The organism is Polaromonas sp. AER18D-145 (genome assembly GCF_002379095.1).
In the GTDB taxonomy this organism is placed as follows: Bacteria; Pseudomonadota; Gammaproteobacteria; order Burkholderiales; family Burkholderiaceae_C; genus Polaromonas.
On sequence record NZ_NBZV01000052.1, the window covers coordinates 1 to 18,139 of the forward strand.

The 18,139-nt window shown below is 64.1% G+C and carries 19 protein-coding genes; 11 read left to right on the top strand and 8 right to left on the bottom strand.

Annotated elements, in window-relative coordinates:
• The first annotated feature begins 31 nt into the window (after nt 1–31).
• The 7 genes from B7G52_RS19800 (at nt 32) to B7G52_RS19830 (ending at nt 4,452) form a co-directional block, all read left to right on the top strand.
• Nucleotides 32–475 (top strand): group 1 truncated hemoglobin, encoded by a 444-nt coding sequence (locus B7G52_RS19800; RefSeq protein ID WP_096699313.1) that lies wholly within the window; start codon nt 32–34, stop codon nt 473–475.
• Between the two features lie 33 nt (nt 476–508).
• Entirely contained in the window at nt 509–1,159 is a 651-nt protein-coding gene (locus B7G52_RS19805; protein WP_096699315.1) for a plastocyanin, read from the top strand.
• 49 nt (nt 1,160–1,208) lie between these two features.
• A complete protein-coding gene (locus B7G52_RS19810; RefSeq protein WP_096699317.1) occupies nt 1,209–1,820 on the top strand; it encodes an RNA polymerase sigma factor in 612 nt (203 codons plus the stop codon).
• A gap of 42 nt (nt 1,821–1,862) precedes the next feature.
• Nucleotides 1,863–2,609 carry an anti-sigma factor domain-containing protein gene (locus tag B7G52_RS19815; RefSeq protein ID WP_096699319.1) on the top strand — a complete coding sequence of 249 codons (747 nt, stop codon included), beginning with the start codon at nt 1,863–1,865 and terminating at the stop codon, nt 2,607–2,609.
• A 127-nt stretch (nt 2,610–2,736) separates the two neighbouring features.
• The gene (locus B7G52_RS19820) at nt 2,737–3,195 is read left to right on the top strand and encodes a tetratricopeptide repeat protein (RefSeq protein ID WP_096699321.1); all 459 of its coding nucleotides are present in this window, start codon (nt 2,737–2,739) and stop codon (nt 3,193–3,195) included.
• Nucleotides 3,196–3,288: 93 nt separating this feature from the next.
• A complete protein-coding gene (locus B7G52_RS19825; RefSeq protein ID WP_096699323.1) occupies nt 3,289–3,591 on the top strand; it encodes a hypothetical protein in 303 nt (100 codons plus the stop codon).
• A 15-nt stretch (nt 3,592–3,606) separates the two neighbouring features.
• Complete coding sequence (locus B7G52_RS19830) at nt 3,607–4,452, top strand: enoyl-CoA hydratase-related protein (RefSeq protein WP_096699325.1); 846 nt, start codon at nt 3,607–3,609, stop codon at nt 4,450–4,452.
• 155 nt (nt 4,453–4,607) lie between these two features.
• Here the strand turns inward: B7G52_RS19830 and queF are convergent, their stop codons facing one another.
• The 7 genes from queF to B7G52_RS19865 form a co-directional block, all read right to left on the bottom strand.
• Nucleotides 4,608–5,435, bottom strand: a complete 828-nt coding sequence (gene queF, locus B7G52_RS19835; protein WP_096699327.1) for an NADPH-dependent 7-cyano-7-deazaguanine reductase QueF — start codon at nt 5,433–5,435, stop codon at nt 4,608–4,610.
• On the bottom strand, nt 5,432–6,337 hold the full coding sequence (locus B7G52_RS19840) for an alpha/beta fold hydrolase (RefSeq protein WP_096699329.1): 906 nt from the start codon (nt 6,335–6,337) through the stop codon (nt 5,432–5,434). Before B7G52_RS19840 ends, queF begins: the two co-directional genes overlap by 4 nt.
• A gap of 164 nt (nt 6,338–6,501) precedes the next feature.
• Nucleotides 6,502–7,332: a 2OG-Fe(II) oxygenase gene (locus B7G52_RS19845; protein WP_096699331.1), complete on the bottom strand. Its 831-nt coding sequence runs from the start codon at nt 7,330–7,332 to the stop codon at nt 6,502–6,504.
• Nucleotides 7,333–7,346: 14 nt separating this feature from the next.
• Nucleotides 7,347–8,123, bottom strand: coding sequence for a peroxide stress protein YaaA (gene yaaA / locus B7G52_RS19850; protein ID WP_096699333.1), 777 nt, complete (start codon nt 8,121–8,123; stop codon nt 7,347–7,349).
• 82 nt (nt 8,124–8,205) lie between these two features.
• Entirely contained in the window at nt 8,206–8,796 is a 591-nt protein-coding gene (locus tag B7G52_RS19855; protein WP_096699335.1) for a DUF3501 family protein, read from the bottom strand.
• Between the two features lie 16 nt (nt 8,797–8,812).
• Nucleotides 8,813–10,162, bottom strand: a complete 1,350-nt coding sequence (locus B7G52_RS19860) for a heterodisulfide reductase-related iron-sulfur binding cluster (protein WP_096699337.1) — start codon at nt 10,160–10,162, stop codon at nt 8,813–8,815.
• 250 nt (nt 10,163–10,412) lie between these two features.
• A complete protein-coding gene (locus tag B7G52_RS19865; protein WP_096671699.1) occupies nt 10,413–10,835 on the bottom strand; it encodes a rubrerythrin family protein in 423 nt (140 codons plus the stop codon).
• Nucleotides 10,836–11,138: 303 nt separating this feature from the next.
• Between B7G52_RS19865 and B7G52_RS19870 the strand changes: the two genes are divergently transcribed.
• The 4 genes from B7G52_RS19870 to B7G52_RS19885 all read left to right on the top strand — a co-directional run bounded on the left by B7G52_RS19870 (nt 11,139) and on the right by B7G52_RS19885 (nt 16,964).
• Nucleotides 11,139–11,783 (top strand): VOC family protein, encoded by a 645-nt coding sequence (locus B7G52_RS19870; protein WP_240523542.1) that lies wholly within the window; start codon nt 11,139–11,141, stop codon nt 11,781–11,783.
• Between the two features lie 82 nt (nt 11,784–11,865).
• Nucleotides 11,866–13,611 carry an FAD-dependent oxidoreductase gene (locus B7G52_RS19875; RefSeq protein WP_240523543.1) on the top strand — a complete coding sequence of 582 codons (1,746 nt, stop codon included), beginning with the start codon at nt 11,866–11,868 and terminating at the stop codon, nt 13,609–13,611.
• 17 nt (nt 13,612–13,628) lie between these two features.
• Complete coding sequence (locus B7G52_RS19880) at nt 13,629–13,838, top strand: DUF2783 domain-containing protein (RefSeq protein ID WP_096699340.1); 210 nt, start codon at nt 13,629–13,631, stop codon at nt 13,836–13,838.
• Between the two features lie 114 nt (nt 13,839–13,952).
• On the top strand, nt 13,953–16,964 hold the full coding sequence (locus tag B7G52_RS19885; RefSeq protein WP_096699342.1) for a valine--tRNA ligase: 3,012 nt from the start codon (nt 13,953–13,955) through the stop codon (nt 16,962–16,964).
• Between the two features lie 131 nt (nt 16,965–17,095).
• On the opposite strand, the gene B7G52_RS19895 is transcribed toward B7G52_RS19885, so the two are convergent.
• A complete protein-coding gene (locus B7G52_RS19895) occupies nt 17,096–18,115 on the bottom strand; it encodes a D-isomer specific 2-hydroxyacid dehydrogenase family protein (RefSeq protein ID WP_096699343.1) in 1,020 nt (339 codons plus the stop codon).
• Between the last annotated feature and the right edge of the window lie 24 nt (nt 18,116–18,139).

Below are 18,139 nucleotides of genomic sequence, written 5' to 3' on the forward strand. Positions count from 1 at the left end.
CCACCCGCCCATCTGTTTACAAGGAACTGCCATGAACAAGACCCTGATCTCTCTCGCCCTCGCAGCCGCCAGCCTCCTGGCGGCCGGCACGTCGTTCGCCCAAACCGCCCCGCAGGGCGACCAGCTCTACAAGGCCTTCGGCGAAAAGGCCGGGCTGGTCACGCTGATGGATGACTTCATGGTGCGCCTGCTCGCTGACCCGCGCACCGGCCCGCACTTCAAGCCGGCCAACCAGCAGCGCGTCAAGGAGCAGCTGGTGGACCAGCTGTGCGCCCTGGCCGGCGGCCCCTGCGTCTACAAGGGCGCCGACATGAAAAGCGCCCATGCCAACCTGGACATCAAGAAGTCTGACTTCCACGCGCTGGTCGAGGTGCTGCAGCAAAGCATGGACGCCCGGGGCATTCCCTTTCGCACCCAGAACCAGATGCTCGCGTTGCTGGCCCCCATGCACCGCGACACCATCACCGTACGCTGAACGACGCCATCGACACCCCAAGGACCCGCTGCCATGAAAACAACCCTGCTCACCCTCGCACTGGCCACCCTCTCGGGCTGGGCCGCAGCCGGCAACCTGCAAGTGCTGGTACTGGACAAGGAAGGCAAACCCGTGGCTGATGCCGTGGTGGTGGTCCTGCCTGCCAACAAGGGCGAGCCCAAGGCGCCGCTGCCGCTGCAGGTGACCGTCAACCAGGAAAAGATGCGCTTCATTCCGGCCGTCAGCGTGGTGGGGGTGGGGGCCAAGGCGAAATTCATCAACAACGACCCGTGGGAACACCATGTGCGCGGCTCGGCCGCGGGTGTTGCGCAATTCAACGCCACCGCCGGCAGCGGCTTCGAGTTGCGCCTGGACGGCAAGGCCGACGGCAAGCCCGGCAAGTCGGCCGAGGCTGTGTTCGAAAAGGCCGGTGCCGTGCTGCTGGGCTGCCACATCCACGGGTCCATGCGCGGCCATGTCTATGTCAGCGAGTCGCCGTGGGCGGTCCTGACCGGTGCCGATGGCATCGCCAATGTGGAACAGGTTCCCGACGGCCCCGCACAAGTCAAGGTCTGGCACGCCGATCAGCTGATTGACATCGCCTCGCAGCAGGCCACCGTGAGCGCCGCTCCCGCCAAAGCCACGATGCAGCTGAGCGTGGTGCCGCGCCGGCGCCGGATCTAGGGGCCCGCCGGCCTTTGCCGCGCCAGCCGAACTTCATATACTCGGCAGCATGACGCTGGACACCCGCGCGGATTCCCGCAGCCTGGAGGCCCTGATCGCGGGTGCAGCGCGGGGCGACCATGTTTGCTTCGCCCGGATCTATGAGCGGACGCACCGGCATCTGTTTGGCGTGGCCGTTCGTATATTGGGCCAGGGACAGGCGGCCGAAGATGCGCTGCAGGAGGCCTATGTGAGCATCTGGAAAAATGCCGGCGGCTACCGCAGTGAGGTGGGCGGGCAGACCATTCAAGCCATGACGTGGCTGATCGCCGTCGTCCGCAACAAGGCGCTTGACGCCTTGCGCTCGCGGGTGCGCCGCAAGGAAACCGGTTGGCCCGAATCCGGCGATCTCGATGAGGACGAGGTCCAAGCCTCGGCCCACCCGGCGCCCAGCGCGATGCAGCTGCTCGAACAGGCAGTGCAGACCCTGCACATTGAAGGCTGCATGAACGCGTTGGAAGGCAGTTACCGGCAAAGCCTGGCGCTGGCCTATTACCAGGGCCTGTCGCACACCGAAGTGGCCGCGCAGATGGGCGCGCCGCTGGGTTCGGTGAAGGCCTGGATACGGCGCGGTCTGGACAGGCTCAAGGGCTGCCTGGCCGCGCAGGGGGTGGGGGCATGAACGCAGGACGCGAAGCGACCCGCGTGAGGGCGCGATGACCCGATGACCTATACCCAGCCCGAACTGCTCGAACACCTGGCCTCGTCCTATGTGCTGGGCACCCTGACGGGAGGCGCACGGAGCCGTTTTGAACAGCTGCAACGCGACCGGGCGGATGTGCGGGTGCTGGTCACGCAATGGGAGACGCGGCTGGGCCAGCTGGCCCGGTCGGTCCCGCTGCAACAGCCTTCGCCGCGGCTCTGGCCGGCGATTGCCGAGCGCACCCAGGCCGCGCAGCCGGCCCCGCGTGCGCCAGCGCCCTGGCTGGGCTGGGTGGCCTGGCTCAAGCCGGCGGGCATGGGCCTGGGGGGTGTGGCCGTGGGCGTGATCGCGGCGAGCCTGCTGTTTGTCACGGCACCGACGCTGTTCCTGTCCAGTGACCAGATGGCCATGCGTTCGGGCGAAAAGCTGCCGCAGAGTTATGTGGGCCTGCTCACCGACGCGCAGGGCAACGGCAAGCTGCTGGTCAGCTCCTTGCGCCACGGCAAGACCCTGACCGTCAAGGTCATCGGACCCATCATCGCGCCGGCGAACGGCACCCTGGTGCTGTGGGCCGTGCCCGCCAGCGGTCCGGCCTTTGTGCTGGGCCCGGTGCCGGCCAGTGGTTCGGCGGCTTCCTTGCTGCCTGACACCTCTGAAAAGCTGCTGTCCAAAGTCAGCAAGCTGGTGGTCACCCTGGAGACCAGTTCCGCCCCTGTCAGCCCCAGCGCGCCGGTGCTGTTCAGCGGCAACTGCGCCAAGTTATGGTGACGCCGCCCCGCAAGCATCAATTTCAGGCCGGTGTCGCCCGGTTTGCATCCGTTTCCCCATTTCCGTCGTTTGTCTCAGGTGCTGATCTGACAGCGCACCTCAATCACTGACACTCAAGGAGCCCGACATGACTACATTGACCCTTCGCCAATGGATCGCCCTGCCCGTCCTGAGCCTGGCGCTGGCCGGGGCCGCGCTGGCCGCCGACACCCCCACCACGCCGGTGGAAAACGCTCGCATCGACGACTTCGCCGTTGGCAAAAAGGCCATGGATGCCAAAAACTGGGCACAGGCCGTCGCCAGCTTCAACAAGGTCGTCGCACAGAACCCGAAAAACGCCGACGCCTACAACTACCTCGGCTATTCGAACCGCTGGCTGGGCAAATACGACGAGGCCTTTGCCGCCTACAACAAGGCGCTGACGCTGGATCCAAAACACAAGGGCGCGCTTGAATACTCGGGCATCACCTACCTGAAGACCGGCCAGAAGGCCCAGGCGGAAGCCCAGCTCGCCAAGCTGCAGGCCATCTGCGCCAGCTGCGAGGAAACCGCAGATCTGGCCAAAGCCATCGCGGCCGCCAAATAGCCCGGGGCGGCCCGGCCAGCCCGCCGGGCCGCACAAAGGGGCGTTGACACAAGCTTGCTTGAAACTTACATTGAAGCCTCTGCAGGAGGCTTTATGGCGTACCCCAGGACATCCGCGCACCACCCCGCCCTCTCGCTGCTGGAGTTGCAGCGCATCAAGCAGTGGCATCTGGCGCACAAAGACACCCGTCCGCTGGAATACCAGGTGTGGGACGCCGTGTTGACGCTGTGGGTCATGGGCTGGGTCGGCTGGCTGCCGGCCCTGGCGCTGGACGCTCCCCTGGCCTGCCCCCTGTGCCTGCTGGGCATGGCGGCACCGCAGCTCTATGTACGCTGGCGCGCCCGCGCCCATGCCCGGGGCCGTCTCAGGTGTGACTGGCTGGAACCGGCGCACTGATTTACATTGGCAGGCATGAACCCACTGACCTGCTTCACCCTTTCGACCACCGACCACATCGCCCACCTGGTGCTCAACCGCCCCGAAGCGATGAACACCATGCACCCGACCTTCTGGCGTGAGCTCGATGAGGTGCTCACCCAGCTCCACAAGGCTGGCGATGCGCGGGTGCTGGTGATCTCCAGCACGGGCAAACATTTCAGCGCCGGCATGGCGCTGGAGACCTTCGGCGGCGCCATTGCGATGGACGACCAGAGCCCCGAAGGCCGCGCCGCCATCTTCGACATGCTCAGCGACATGCAGGCCACCTTCACCAAACTCGAGACCCTGCGCATCCCGGTGATCGCCGCCATCCAGGGCGGCTGCATTGGCGGCGCGGTCGACATGGTGACGGCCTGCTGCATTCGTTATGCAACGGCCGACGCGTTTTTCTGCATCCAGGAAATCAACATCGGCATGGTCGCCGATGTCGGCACGCTGCAGCGCCTGCCCAAGCTGGTGCCGCTGGCCGTGGTCAAGGAGCTGGCCTATACCGGGCGCCGCCTCAGCGCAGCCAGGGCGCTGGGCTACGGCCTGGTCAACGAGGTCTTCGATTCGCCCGAAGCCCTGCTGGCCGGCGCGCTGTTATGCGCCAAGGAAATCGCCAGCAAACCGCCGGTCGCCATCTGGGGCACCAAGCAGGCGATTCATTACACGCGTGACCATTCGGTGGACGACGCGCTCAAACAAATGGGCTGGCTCCAGGGCGCGATCTGGAGCAACCAGCATGTGCGCGAAGCCGTGACGGCCATGAAGGAAAAACGCACGGGCGAGTTCGCAGGCCTGTCACCGCTCCAGAGTTTCAAGGAAATCGGGCTCTAGCCCTTATTGGGCGCTCGCAGGCAGCTACCTATTTAATAGCGCCCGCGAGGAATTTTGTCATTCCGGACTGGATCCGGAATCCATGCCTGCGAACCCAGGCCGTGAGGATGCACACATGGATTGCGGGTCGAAGCCCGCAATGACAGACACCACGCCTACTGCCGCGCCGTGCGGATATTCGGCGGCAGCGCCTGCGGATAACTCGTGCGGAACGGGTTGATGTCCAGCCCGCCGCGCCGCGTGTAACGCGCGTAGACCGACAGCTTGAGCGGCCGGCAGCGCGTCCAGATGTCCATGAAGATGCGCTCCACGCATTGCTCGTGGAACTCGTTGTGGTTGCGAAAACTCACGATGTACTGCAGCAGGCCTTCCTGGTCGATGGGCGCGCCGGAATAACTGATCTGCACGCTGCCCCAGTCGGGCTGGCCGGTCACCAGGCAGTTGCTCTTGAGCAGGTTGGACACCACGGTCTCGCTGACCGGCGGCTCTTCATGGTCGGCAAACAGCAGCTCGGGCGCCGGTGTGTAGTGCAGGCACTCCACGTCGAGCCGGTCCAGGTTCAGGCCGTCGAGCTCGTGCACGGGCTCCTGGTCGAACAGCTCCGGCCCCAGCGTCTTGACACCCACGCCGGCACCCACCGCTGCATTGAGGTCGGCGCGAATGCGCTCGCGCACCTCGCGGGCATCCGCAAAACGCGTGTTGTTGAAGCTGTTGAGGTAGAGCTTGAAGGACTTGCTTTCGACGATGTTCGGCGACTCGCAGGGCACCGTGATGTGGGCCAGCGCCACCTGCGGCTTGCCGCGCAGGTTCAGCCAGCTCAGCTCGAACACGGTCCACATGTCGGCCCCGAAAAAGGGCGGGTTCTCACCCAGGCCCAGCTCCTCGCGCTTGACGGCGCGCGGAATGGGAAACAGCAGCGAAGCGTCGTACTGGTCGATGTAGGGCGTCAGCTTGCCCAGTTGGGATTGGTCGGGGGTGTTCATGGTGTGGTCTGTGCGGCGTCAAGATGGGGAATCAGCGGCTCCAGCAGACGCTGGACCACGCCGTCGGGCAGGTCGTGGCCCATGCCTTCAATGCCGACCAGACGGGCGCCCGGAATACGCCGCGCCGTGTCCTCGCCGCAGGCAAACGGCACCAGCGGGTCGGCCTTGCCGTGCACCACCAGCGCCGGCAAACGCAGGGCCGCCAGCTCCGCGGCGCGGCGGCCGTCGGCGACGATGGCCATCATCTGGCGCGTCACGCCGGCCGGATGAAAGCTCCGTTCGGAGGCGGCCAGGATGCGCGAACGCAGTTCCGCGTCGTCCACCGGAAAACCCGGGCTGCCGATGGCCTTGAACAGCTTGACGTAATGATCCACGATGGAGGGCAGGTCCTTGCCGGCCGGCCGGCTCAGCAGCACCCGCAGGACATGCGGCTCGGCCTGCGGCAGGCCGCGCGCGCCGCTGGAGCTCATGACGCTGGTCAGGCTCAGCACCCGCGCCGGTGCGGCCAAGGCCACGCGTTGCGCAATCATGCCGCCCATGCTGACACCGACCACATGCGCCTTATCGATCTGAAGCGCGTCAAGCACGGCCAGCGCATCCGCCGCCATGTCGTGCAGCGCATAAGGCGCCTTGACCGCCAGGCCCAGCTTGTACTTGATGCTTGCCCACACCAGGTTGGGCTGGCCCAGGTGGTCGAACTTCTGCGACAGGCCGATGTCGCGGTTGTCCAGGCGGATCACGCGGTAACCCGCGTCGATCAGGGCCTGCATCATGGCCGGCGGCCAGGCGACCAGCTGCATGCCCAGGCCCATGATCAGCAGCACCGCCGGACGCGGCTGTGCGCTGGCGCCGGGGCCTGAATCCTCAACTTCAATATCGATACCGTTTGCTCTTAATTTCATCTGGTGATTATGTACACCTCTGCCGGAACGCGGTAGACGGACGCCCTCAGCAGGGGCCGCGGAACTGGCTTTGGCCTGTCCTGAGCCTGTCGAAGGGCCAGGCCGCAGGCGCCGTCCCCGGCAAGGGGAGAGGAGACTACACGCAGCGAGGCTCAACAGGGGTGTTAAACAAACTCCCGTTCACGCAGCCATTTGGTAGCCACCCATTTTTCGCCGGCCAGGACTGGCGCGCCGCCATGTAAGGTCAGCGTGGAGGCATGCGGCTGGTCGTAGCTGAAAAAAACCGCATGGCCGCGCTGCGGCACCACTTCCAGCCCGATGTCGGGAAACACCGTGGCGCCGCCGGCGTCGGGCACGCCCAGGTAAAGAATCAGCGTGCCCACCCGCTGGCCGCCGCGCTCCAGGATGGACGCCGTGCCGGGTTCGGCGGGATCGAAATAATCGTGGTGCGGTTTGTACTCGGCGCCCGGCAGGTACTGCAGCACCTGCAGGCCTTCGCCGTTTTCAAGCGGCCAGTCCAGCAGCCGCGCGATACGCGCCTCGATACGGCTGACCAGCTCGTTTTCGCCGCGCGTGAAAAACATGCCGCGGCTGGTGCGGTCGTCATTCAGTTCCTCGCCGCCGGTCTTGACCGCCACGGTCAGTGAACGCGACAGGCGCGGCCTGGCGGCCTGCATCAGCGCATCACATTCGTCGTCACTGAGCACGTTGCCGAACACCACGATGTGCGGCTGGCTCATCTGCATCAGCACATCGACCTGCCGGTCGCCGGCGTCCAGCCGCAGCGCCGCGCCGATGGCCGGCCGCGGCACCGGCACGCCGGACGGCGCCTGCAGGGTCGCGGCAAGGACTTCGCGTGCCACGTCCGCCAGCCAGCCCGACTTGCGCAGGGCCTTGAGGATGGTGGGCGCCGTGTGGCCCAGGGCGGCCTGGGCACGCACCCAGGCCTGCACCTCGGGCGTCACATGCTGGGGCTGGACCTCGTAGTCGCGCATGGTGGACACAGGACTCAGCCGGTCTGCTGGCGGCGAAACACCAGCCGGTCGGGCCCGGACACCGCCGGTGCAAAACGGTAACCTTCGGCGTCGAAGCCTTCGAGCTTCTTGACGGTGGCCAGCTTCCTGTCGATTGCGTAGCGCACCATCAGGCCGCGCGCGCGTTTGGCATGGAAGCTGATGATCTTGTACTTGCCTCCCTTGAACTCCTCGAAGACGCAACTGACCACGCGCGGCTTGAGGGCCTGGCGGTCCACCGCCTTGAAATACTCCTCACTGGCCAGGTTGACGATGACCGGCGAGGTGTCGGCGGCCGCACGCGCATTGAGGTAGTCGGCGATCTGCGCGCCCCAGAACTGGTAGAGGTTGCGGCCCTGCGCCGTGGCCAGCCGGGTGCCCATCTCCAGGCGGTAGGGTTGCATCAGGTCCAGCGGGCGCAGCACGCCGTACAGGCCGCTCAGGATGCACAGGTGCGCCTGCGCCCAGTCAAGGTCCGCGGCCCGGAGGCTTTTGGCGTCCAGCCCCTCGTAGACATCGCCGTTGAAGGCCAGCACCGCCTGCTTGGCATTTTTGGCGCTGGACTTCGGCGACCAGGCCTGGTAACGCGCCACATTGAGGCCGGCCAGCGTGTCCGACAGCGACATCAGTTCGCTGACCTGCGCCTGGGTTTTCTCCCTGAGCACCTTGATCAGCTCGGTGGACTGACTGACGAACAGCGGCGGGGTGTGCGTGGCGACCTGCGGCGGCGTGGCGAAATCCAGCGATTTCGCCGGCGAGAGTAAAAACAGCATGGACCTGGGGGTGAAGTAAAGCCAGTCCCGACTTTACGACAGCCAGCCGCGTCCGGGCGCCGCAAAGCAGCAAAAGCCCGGCTCAGCGCAGGTCGCTGGCCAGCGACGCCAGCGTTTCGGCAGGAATCGTCACATGCGCCGGGTAGTGGGTGTGGTCGCAACCCAGCTTGACGCCGGCGCCGGCCTTGACCGCGGCGCACATGGCCGGGCTCAGCTCAAAACGCACAAAATGCACGGCCGAGGTTTTCTCGTCGTTTTCCCTGGCCATGTCTTCATCGGCAATCGCATACACCCGCGCGTGGCCTTCGACTTCGACAAACAGGCGGTCTTCCACGCCGATCAGCCGGGCCAGCTCGCGCTTGCGCTCGTTGACGTCGGGGTACTCCAGCATCACGGTGGCCTTCCAGTTGCTGCCGTCGGGCATCAAGGGCGCATAGGCCTCGATCTCCTGGTTGATGCCTTCTTCCTCAAAGATTTTTTCGATGCGCAGCATTTCCTGGATCTGGTAACGGATGCTGGTCTCGCTTTCGAACTGCACGTTGATGTGTTCCCCCAGGCGCACGCTGCGCAAGCGGCGGTGCGCCATGATGGCCGGCTTGTTTTCCCTGCGGTACTTGCTGTAGGCCTCCAGGGTCATGAGGCTGTCGCGGGTGATTTTTCCGGTGACTTGCATAAGGGCTCCTTGGTGGCTACTTCAGTCCGTAGGCCGTGCGGACCAGAGTCAGCGGGTGTTTTTGCGGCGGTGCGCCAAGCTGGTTGACTTCAAAGCCCTGGGCAATGTGGTGGCCACCCAGCGGGCAGTCGCTGCTGATCACGTCGGGCAGGCCGCCGTCCTTGTGGCTGGCCATGGCCTTGAACAGCGGCTTGCCGATTTTCATGGCCTGCTGGTGGTACGGCACCTTCACGCCGAAGGTGCCGGCGTGGCCCGAGCAGCGTTCATGCGTGTGCACGCTGGTGCCCGGCACCATCTTGAGCATTTCCTCGGTTTTCTTGCCAATGTTCTGCACCCGGCCATGGCAGGGGATCTGGTAGCTGATCTTGCCCAGCGGCACCGGAAACTCGGTCTTGAGCAGGCCGTCGCGCTTGCGCGCCATCAGGTACTCGAACGGGTCCCACATGTGTTCCTTGACCAGCTGCACCTCGGCGTCGTCGGGGTACATCAGCGGGATTTCCTGTTTGAACATCAGGGTGCAGCTCGGCACGGCGCTCAGGATGGCAAAGCCGTCCTGAGCGTATTTGGCCAGCACCGGGATGTTGGCTTCCTTGCTTTCGTTGACCGAATCGAGGTCGCCGAGCTCCAGCTTGGGCATGCCGCAGCATTTTTCCTTTTCCACCAGCACGTAGGGCACTTCGTTGTGGTCCAGCACCTTGAGCAGGTCGTGGCCGATGCCGGGCTCGTTGTAGTTGATGTAGCAGGTTGAAAAAATCACCACCTTGCCGGGCGTCTTGGCGCCGTCTTTCACCGGATGCGGCGGCGACTCGAGGGCGCCGGAACGGAATTTCTTCGTCGCCAGTTCGGGCAGCCACGCGTTTTTATCGACGCCCAGAACTTTTTCCATCACGGCGCGGGCCGGCTTGGTCTTGTTGACCGCATTGGCCACCTGGACCACGATGGGGATGCCGGCAAACTGGCCGTGCACATCGGTGGATGACAGGAATTTTTCACCCAGGCCCACGTCGCCCTTCTTGAACTTGATGGCCTTGGCACGCAGCATGGTGTGCGGAAAGTCGAGGTTGAACTCGTGCGGCGGCACATAGGGGCACTTGGTCATGTAGCAGAGGTCGCACAGGTAGCACTGGTCGACCACCTTCATGTAGTCCTTCCTGTCCACCCCATCGACCTCGCCGGTGCTGCTTTCATCGACCAGGTCAAACAGCGTGGGGAAGGCCCCGCACAAACTCACACAGCGACGGCAACCATGGCAGATGTCGAAGATGCGCTCCAGTTCGTGGAAGGTTGCCTCCTCGTTGTAGTAGTCCGGATTTTTCCAATCGATCGCGTGACGCGTGGGTGCTTGCAGATTGCCTTCTGTAGCCATGATGTTGTCTCTTTATCGGGGCCTCTGTAAATCCGATTGCCGGGCGCATGGCTGCGTTGTGCGGTGCTCGGTGCTCGGTGCTCGGAATCCTCACGTACCTGAGTACGTTCCGGTGTCCTGTGCTCCGTGCGCCTTGCCCTGCATCCCGGTAATCGAATTTCCAGAAGCCCCTTGGGTGGGTGGGTTACGAAAGAGTTCGGGCAAGAACTCTTTCGAATCGCTACGCCTCGGCGGCGTAGCGAGGGGCAAATTAATCCACCAGTTCAGCAAGCGCTTTGGTGTAGCGGTTCGCGTGCGAGCGCTCGGCCTTGGCCAGCGTCTCGAACCAGTCCGCCACTTCGTCGTGGCCCTCGTCACGTGCGGTTTTGGCCATGCCGGGGTACATGTCGGTGTACTCGTGGGTTTCGCCTGCGACTGCGGAGGCGAGGTTCTCGCGCGTGCCGCCAAAAGGCATGCCGGTGGCCGGGTCGCCGCACTGCTCGAGCCATTCGAGGTGACCGTGCGCGTGGCCGGTTTCGCCTTCCGCGGTGGAGCGGAACAGCGCTGCGACATCAGGCTGGCCTTCAACGTCAGCCTTGTTTGCGAAATAAAGATAACGGCGGTTGGCCTGTGATTCACCGGCAAATGCGGCTTTCAGGTTTTCTTCCGTTCTGGAGCCTTTGAGAGCAGCCATGGAAATCTCCTTCGTGGTTGGTAAAAATGGTCCTTGCCTTGAACGCCATCGTCAAGGACGAAAACACGATAGCCCCATTGAGGTGCAGCGTCTAATTGCCAGGATCAATTTGTAAAAAAGGAAAAAGCTATGGACCAATTGCAATTGATAATTATTCTCAACAACTTCGCACCACCACGGACAGATCTGCACTTGGCAGGCCAAAATAGTTACGTTATAGTAAATGCATTATGAATAGGTGAATTTGAAGCCTTGCTCCACCAAGGCCCATCAACACCCGCACCACCCAATCCGGAGATCGCCATGGCTGCCCAGATGACCGCCCCCTCCCTGCGCCCCACCACCTCGCCGCTGCCGCCGCCCGCAGCGGTGCAGCAGCTGCACCACTACGCCTACCGCGCCAAAGACGCCGAAGAAACCCGGCATTTCTACGAGGACATCCTCGGCCTGCCGCTGTACCACATCATCCAGAGCGACTACGTTCCGAGCACCGGCGAGTACTGCCCCTACACCCACTTCTTCTTCCGCCTGCAGGACGGCTCCTTCATCGCTTTTTTCGACCTGGGCAATGACGAGGCGGCCCTGCCCTCACCCAACACGCCGCTGTGGGTCAACCACATCTCGTTTCGCGTCGACACCGTGGCCGACCTGGAAGCGATGAAAGCGCGCCTCGAAGCCGATGGCATCGAAGTGCTGGGCGTGACCGACCACCACATCTTCAAGAGCATTTATTTCTTCGACCCCAACGGCGTGCGCCTGGAGCTGACGGCGCAGCTGGCCGACGAGTTCCAGATGCTGGAGGAAAGCAAGACCGCGCACGCCCGCCTGGCGGAATGGACGGCACGCAAGCAGCAGTGGCGCAAGGACAAGGCCGCCGGCCAGGCGGCCGAAGCCCTCAAGCCGCAGCAAAACGACAGGCCGGAGTTCGGCGGCAAAGCCGCCGCCTGACGCACTCCGTTTACTATTATTTTGATAGTTGCCTGCGTCCTCCCGACAGGGGCCAGGCCCGAAAAACGCTGAAAACAAATCAATGCCGGAAGCGAGACACGCCATGCTGGAGACACCACCTGCCTACGCCCGGACGGCGTTCACCAACGGCTATGAGTTCACCCAGGGCACGGGTTACACCCTGCCTGAATACCCTTTCGTGGCCCCGCCCGAACTCGGCGCGAAACAGCTCAAGCGCCATCCCATCGTCATCGTCGGCGGCGGCATCACCGGCCTGAGCCTGGCCTGCGCCCTGGCGCGTTACGGTGTCGAGGCCGTGCTGCTGGACGAAGACAACACCGTGGGCGTCAAGGGTGCCTCTTCGCGCGGCATCTGCTACACGCAGAAATCACTGGAGGTCTTCCACCGCCTCGGCATCTACGAGCGTATTGCCGCCAAGGGTGTGCAGTGGAGCGTGGGCCGCACCTTTGCAGGCGACGACGAGGTCTATTCCTTTGACCTGCGCCAGCAAAGCAACTTCAACCTCTCGACCCAGCCGCCCTTCATCAACATCCAGCAGTTCTACATCGAGGGCTACCTCGTCGAGCGCATCTATGAACTCGGCCATGTGGACCTGCGCTGGAAGTCGCGCGTCACCGCCTTCACGCAGAACGCCGAGTTCGCCACGCTGACGGTGGAAACACCTGCGGGCAGCTACCAGATCGAGGCCGACCACGTGATCGACGCTTCCGGCTCGCACACACCCTTCCACGACTGGGTGGGCGCCACCATGCAGAACAAACGCGGCGATGACCGCTGGTGCATCGCCGACGTGCGCTTTTCCAAACATCCGCCGGTCGAACGCCACACCTGGATCGAAGCACCCTTCAACGACAACCGCGCGGTCTGGCAGCACCTGATGGCCGACGATGTCTGGCGCATCGACTACCAGATGGCGCCCAATGCCGATCCCGACGCCGTGAGCCGCGAAGACGTGGTGCGCGAGCGCCTGCAGCGCCAGTTCGGCAAGGACGTCGAGGTCGAGATCGTCTGGGTGGGTCCCTACGCCTACCGCAGCCGCTGCCTGGACAAGCTGCGTGTGGGCCGCGTGTTTTTCATGGGCGACACCGCCAAGATCGTCAGCCCCTTCGGCGCACGCGGCGGCAACACCGGCGTGGCCGATGCCGACAACCTGGCCTGGAAGCTGGCTGCCGTGCTGCGCGGCCGCGCCAGCCCGGCCTTGCTGGACAGCTACAACGCGGAGCGGCTCGAAGCGGCCCAGCAGAACGTGCAGGTGACCAACCGCACCGCGCGTTTCCTGCGACCGGCCGATGGCATGGAGCGCTGCTTTCGCACGGCCGCCATCAGCCTGGCCAAACAGTACCCGTTTGCGCGCTCGCTGGTGAACACCGGCCGCATGGCGGTGGCCAACACCTACACACGTTCGTCCATCTGCGAAAACACCGGCGGGCAGTCGGTGCAGAACGTGGCCTTCCGCTGGGCAGACGGTTCGCAAGGTGCCGTCAACGACCTGCTGCAGTGGGCCGACGGCGACCTGCTGGTGCTGGTGTTCGGCGAACTGCCGGCCGCCGGCCTGCAGCGCCTGCGGCAGCTCGCCCAACACGCCCCGGTGCGCAGCGTGCAGGTACTGGGCCCGGACGAACGCGCGCAGGCACACGAGCATGTGCGCGACATCAATGCCCGGGGTACCGGCCATTTGCAGGGCGCCTGCCATGTGTTTGGCCACGCCTGGGCCCTGCTGCGGCCCGACGGCTACCTGGCCGCCACCGGCGAGGCCGTGGATGGCCACTTGGTCGCCGCTGTCGAAAAAACCCTCGGCCTGCGCTGAATCCGGAAAGACATCCCATGAAAACCGAAGCCGCCATCAAGACCGCCCCCCATTTCCAGGATGCGGATGCGTTTTACGAGTGCCTGCTCGACGCCCACCAGGGCCTGAGCCGTGAGCAGTCCGAGCTGCTCAACGCCCGGCTGATCCTGATCCTGGCCAACCAGCTGGGCGACACGCCGCTGCTGCAGGCCTGCATCACCGCGGCCAGGCAGATCGACACCGCCTGAAGCGGCACGGGCTGAATGGCGGCCCCGGCCCCGCCGGAACGGCGAGTCGAATAAAATCGGGACCGTACCTCCAACCCAAGGCGGCATCCCGGTGATGCCGTTTTTCATTGCCCCATGACCGCCTCTGCTATCCCCACGCCCGCCAGCCCCGCTCCCGCCGACACCCCAACACCCCGGGTGACCGTGCCCACGCCGGGCCTGGACAGCCTGGCCAAGTCGTTCGAACCCGCGGCGATCGAACGCCAGTGGGCGCCGCTCTGGGAAGGCAGCGGCATGTACGAACCGACGCTGGACGCGGCCAAACCCTCGTTTTCCATCCAGCTGCCGCCGCCCAATGTGACCGGCACCCTGCACATGGGCCACGCCTTCAACCAGACCATCATGGACTCGCTCACGCGTTACCACCGCATGAAAGGCGACAACACCTTGTGGGTGCCGGGCACCGACCATGCCGGCATCGCCACGCAAATCGTCGTCGAACGCAAGCTGCAGGCCGAAGGCCAAAGCCGCCACGACCTCGGGCGCGAGAAGTTTGCCGAGAAGGTCTGGGAGTGGAAGGAAGAGTCCGGCACCACCATCACGCGCCAGATGCGCCGCATGGGCGACTCGGTGTCCTGGAAACACGAGTACTTCACCATGGACCCGAAGATGTCCAAGGTCGTCACCTCGACCTTTGTGCAGTTGTACGAGCAGGGCCTGATCTACCGCGGCAAACGCCTGGTCAACTGGGACCCCATCCTCAAGTCGGCCGTGTCGGACCTGGAAGTCGAAAGTGAGGAGGAAGACGGTTTCCTCTGGCATATCTCCTATCCGCTGGCCGACGGCTCGGGTTCGCTGACCGTCGCGACGACCCGGCCGGAAACCATGCTGGGCGACGTGGCCTTGATGGTGCACCCTGACGATGAACGCTACCAGCACCTGATCGGCAAGCTCGTGAAATTGCCGCTGTGCAACCGCGACATCCCGGTCATTGCCGACGACTACGTCGACAAAGAATTCGGCACCGGCGTCGTCAAGGTCACGCCGGCACATGATGCCAACGACTATGCGGTCGGCCAGCGCCACCAGTTGCCCATCATCGGCGTGCTCACGCTGGACGCGGCCATCAACGACAACGCGCCCGAAAAATACCGCGGCATGGACCGCTTCGTGGCGCGCAAACAGGTGGTCGCCGACCTCGAAGCCTTGGGCCATCTGGTCGAAGTCAAGAAACACAAACTCATGGTGCCGCGTTGCGCCCGCACCGGCCAGGTCATCGAGCCCATGTTGACCGACCAGTGGTTTGTCGCGGTCAACAAGGTCAGCCCGCAAGACCCGACCGGCAAGTCGATTGCGCAAAAAGCCATTGATGCGGTGGACAGCGGCGCGGTCAAGTTTGTGCCCGAGCAATGGGTCAATACCTACAACCAGTGGATGGGCAACATCCAGGACTGGTGCATCTCGCGCCAGCTCTGGTGGGGCCACCAGATTCCGGCCTGGTATGACGATAGAGAGCGCATTTACGTCGCTAGCAGCGAAGAAGAGGCACTGCGCTCATTCGAGCGCGACATTAATGAGGAGCTTAAGAAGGTCGAAGCACAGGGTCGGCCAAGCCTGCAAGACTGGGAGCAAAAAAAAATCATCGAACGGTTGCGTGAAGTACAGGCAAAGGGGCTTCGTCGCGACGAAGACGTGCTGGACACCTGGTACTCGTCGGCGCTGGTGCCCTTCTCTTCCCTCGGCTGGCCCGAAAAAACCAAGGAACTGGACCTCTTCCTGCCCTCCAGCGTGCTGGTCACCGGTTACGACATCATCTTTTTCTGGGTCGCCCGGATGATCATGATGACCACGCACTTCACCGGCCAGGTGCCCTTCCACCACGTCTACATCCATGGCCTGGTGAAAGACGCGCAGGGCAAGAAGATGAGCAAGTCCGAAGGCAATGTCCTCGATCCCGTGGACCTGATCGACGGCATCGAACTGGCCCCGCTGCTGGACAAGCGCTCGCAAGGCCTGCGCAAGCCGGAGACCGCCCCGCAGGTACGCAAGAACACCGAAAAAGAATTTCCCGCCGGCATTCCGGCCTACGGCGCCGATGCGCTGCGTTTCACCTTCGCCTCACTGGCCAGCCTGGGCCGCAGCATCAACTTCGACAGCAAACGCTGCGAGGGCTACCGCAACTTCTGCAACAAGCTCTGGAATGCCACGCGTTTCACGCTGATGAACTGCGAGGGCCAGGACTGCGGCTTGGCGGAGCACACGAAAGAGCAATGTGCACCGGGCGCCGAGTTCCACAACTACCTGACGTTCTCGCAGGCCGACCGCTGGATTGCCTCGACGCTGCAACGCGTGGAAGCCGACGTGGCAAAAGGTTTTGCCGAGTACCGCCTGGACAACGTGGCGGGCAGCATTTATCAGTTTGTCTGGGACGAGTTCTGCGACTGGTACTTGGAGATCGCCAAGGTGCAGATCCAGAACGGCACGCCGGCCGAGCAGCGCGCCACCCGCCGAACGCTGATCCGCACACTCGAAGCCATCCTGCGCCTGGCGCACCCGGTGATTCCTTTCATCACCGAGGAGCTCTGGCAAAAGGTCGCCCCGGTGGCTGGCCTGAAAAAGGGCGAATACATCGGCCAAGCCGCCTATCCGCAAAGCCAGCCCGGCAAGATCGATGCGCTGGCCGAGGCGCACGTGGCCAAGCTCAAGACCCTGGTCGATGCCTGCCGCAACCTGCGCGGCGAGATGAAGGTGTCACCTGCTGCGCGGTTGCCGCTGTTCGTGGTCGGCGACACCGCCTTCATGCGCCAGTCCGCGCCGGTGATCAAGGCGCTGGCCAAGCTCAGCGAAGTCAGGGTGTTTGAAAGCGAAACCGAATGGGCTGCGGCGGCGCAGGCCGCACCTGTGGCAGTGGTTGGCGAAGCACGCGTGTGCCTACACATGGAAGTGGATGTTGCCGCGGAAAAAGCGCGCCTGGGCAAGGAAGCAACGCGGCTCGAAGGCGAACTGGTCAAGGTCAAAGCCAAACTCGCCAACGAAGCTTTTGTAGCCAAGGTGCCGCCGGCCGTGCTGGAGCAGGAACGCAAGCGCCTGACCGAATTCACGGCGACGCTGGAAAAAATCCGCGCCCAGCTAGCGCGGCTCAACTAACACCCCTGCCTAGCGCGCGGGGGATCAATTCAAGCAGGGGCCGCGGGTCCGGCTTTGCCGGCCCGCAGGCGCAGCGGCCCCCTCGGGGGGCAGGGCGCTACACGAAGTGAGCAACCGTGGGGGCAATACCTCTAGCGGGCCTCGAACTCCGGTTCGGACCATTGCGAAGACGACACGGCGCCGGGCAGCTCGAAGTCCATGGGCGCGCTGAGCACGGAGTCCGGGCCCCGCTGTTGTCCGGCCATGATGGCTTCATGCATTCGGTGCGCCACATACCAGCTCGAGCGCAGGCGCGCTTCCCGGGTATGGGACCCGAGGCGGGGCGTGATGAACAGGTTCTTCAGTCCCTGCACGGGTGAGCCGGCTGCCGTGAAATTGCCCTCGGCGCCGTCCAGAATGCAGGCCTCGATGCGGCCATCACACAAGGCAGCGGCCAGCGCGTTTTCGTCAAACAGTGCGCTGCGGCTGATGCCCACCCACAACTGGCCGTGCTTGCAGGCGGCCAGCAGCTTCTCGTTGACAAAGCTGCGAAAGCGCTCGGCATAAAGCATCTGGACCGACACTGCATCCGCCTGGCTGACCAGTTCGGTCAGGGTCACCGGCTGGATGCGCAAACGCTCCCAGATCGGGGCAGTATGGTGAACAGCGGGGTCATAACCGATCAGCCGCACACCCAGGCCCGTGAGCATGCCAGCCAGTGTGTGCGCGGTCGGGGCCAGCCCGAGGATGGCCACCGTGCTGCCGTGCAACTCGCGGCCCATCTGGGTGCTGGGATGGCGCCGTCCCATCAGGGCCGACACCACACCACGCCGGTACAGCAGCAACAGGCTGCTCAGCAGATACTCGGCGTTGGAGCGCACATTGGCGCTGCTGGCATGAATGACCTTGATGCCGCGTTCCTTGCAGGCCTCCAGGTCGGTGTTGTCGGTGCCCACGTGGAGGCGGCCGACGGCCTTGAGCTTGGGCATGAAGTCAAGAAACTCACGGGTCACCACCGTCTGACGCGGGAACACGATGCCCCGGCTCTTGTAAGCCGCCTTGCGCAGCGAAACCATGTCGTCGGCGAGCTCGGGACGGTATTGCACGCCATGCCGGGTTTCGAGCCAGGCCATGGCCTCGGGAACCAATGCATCAAGAAGTAAGATGTCCATGCGGCGTCCTCTTTGCTGTTATTC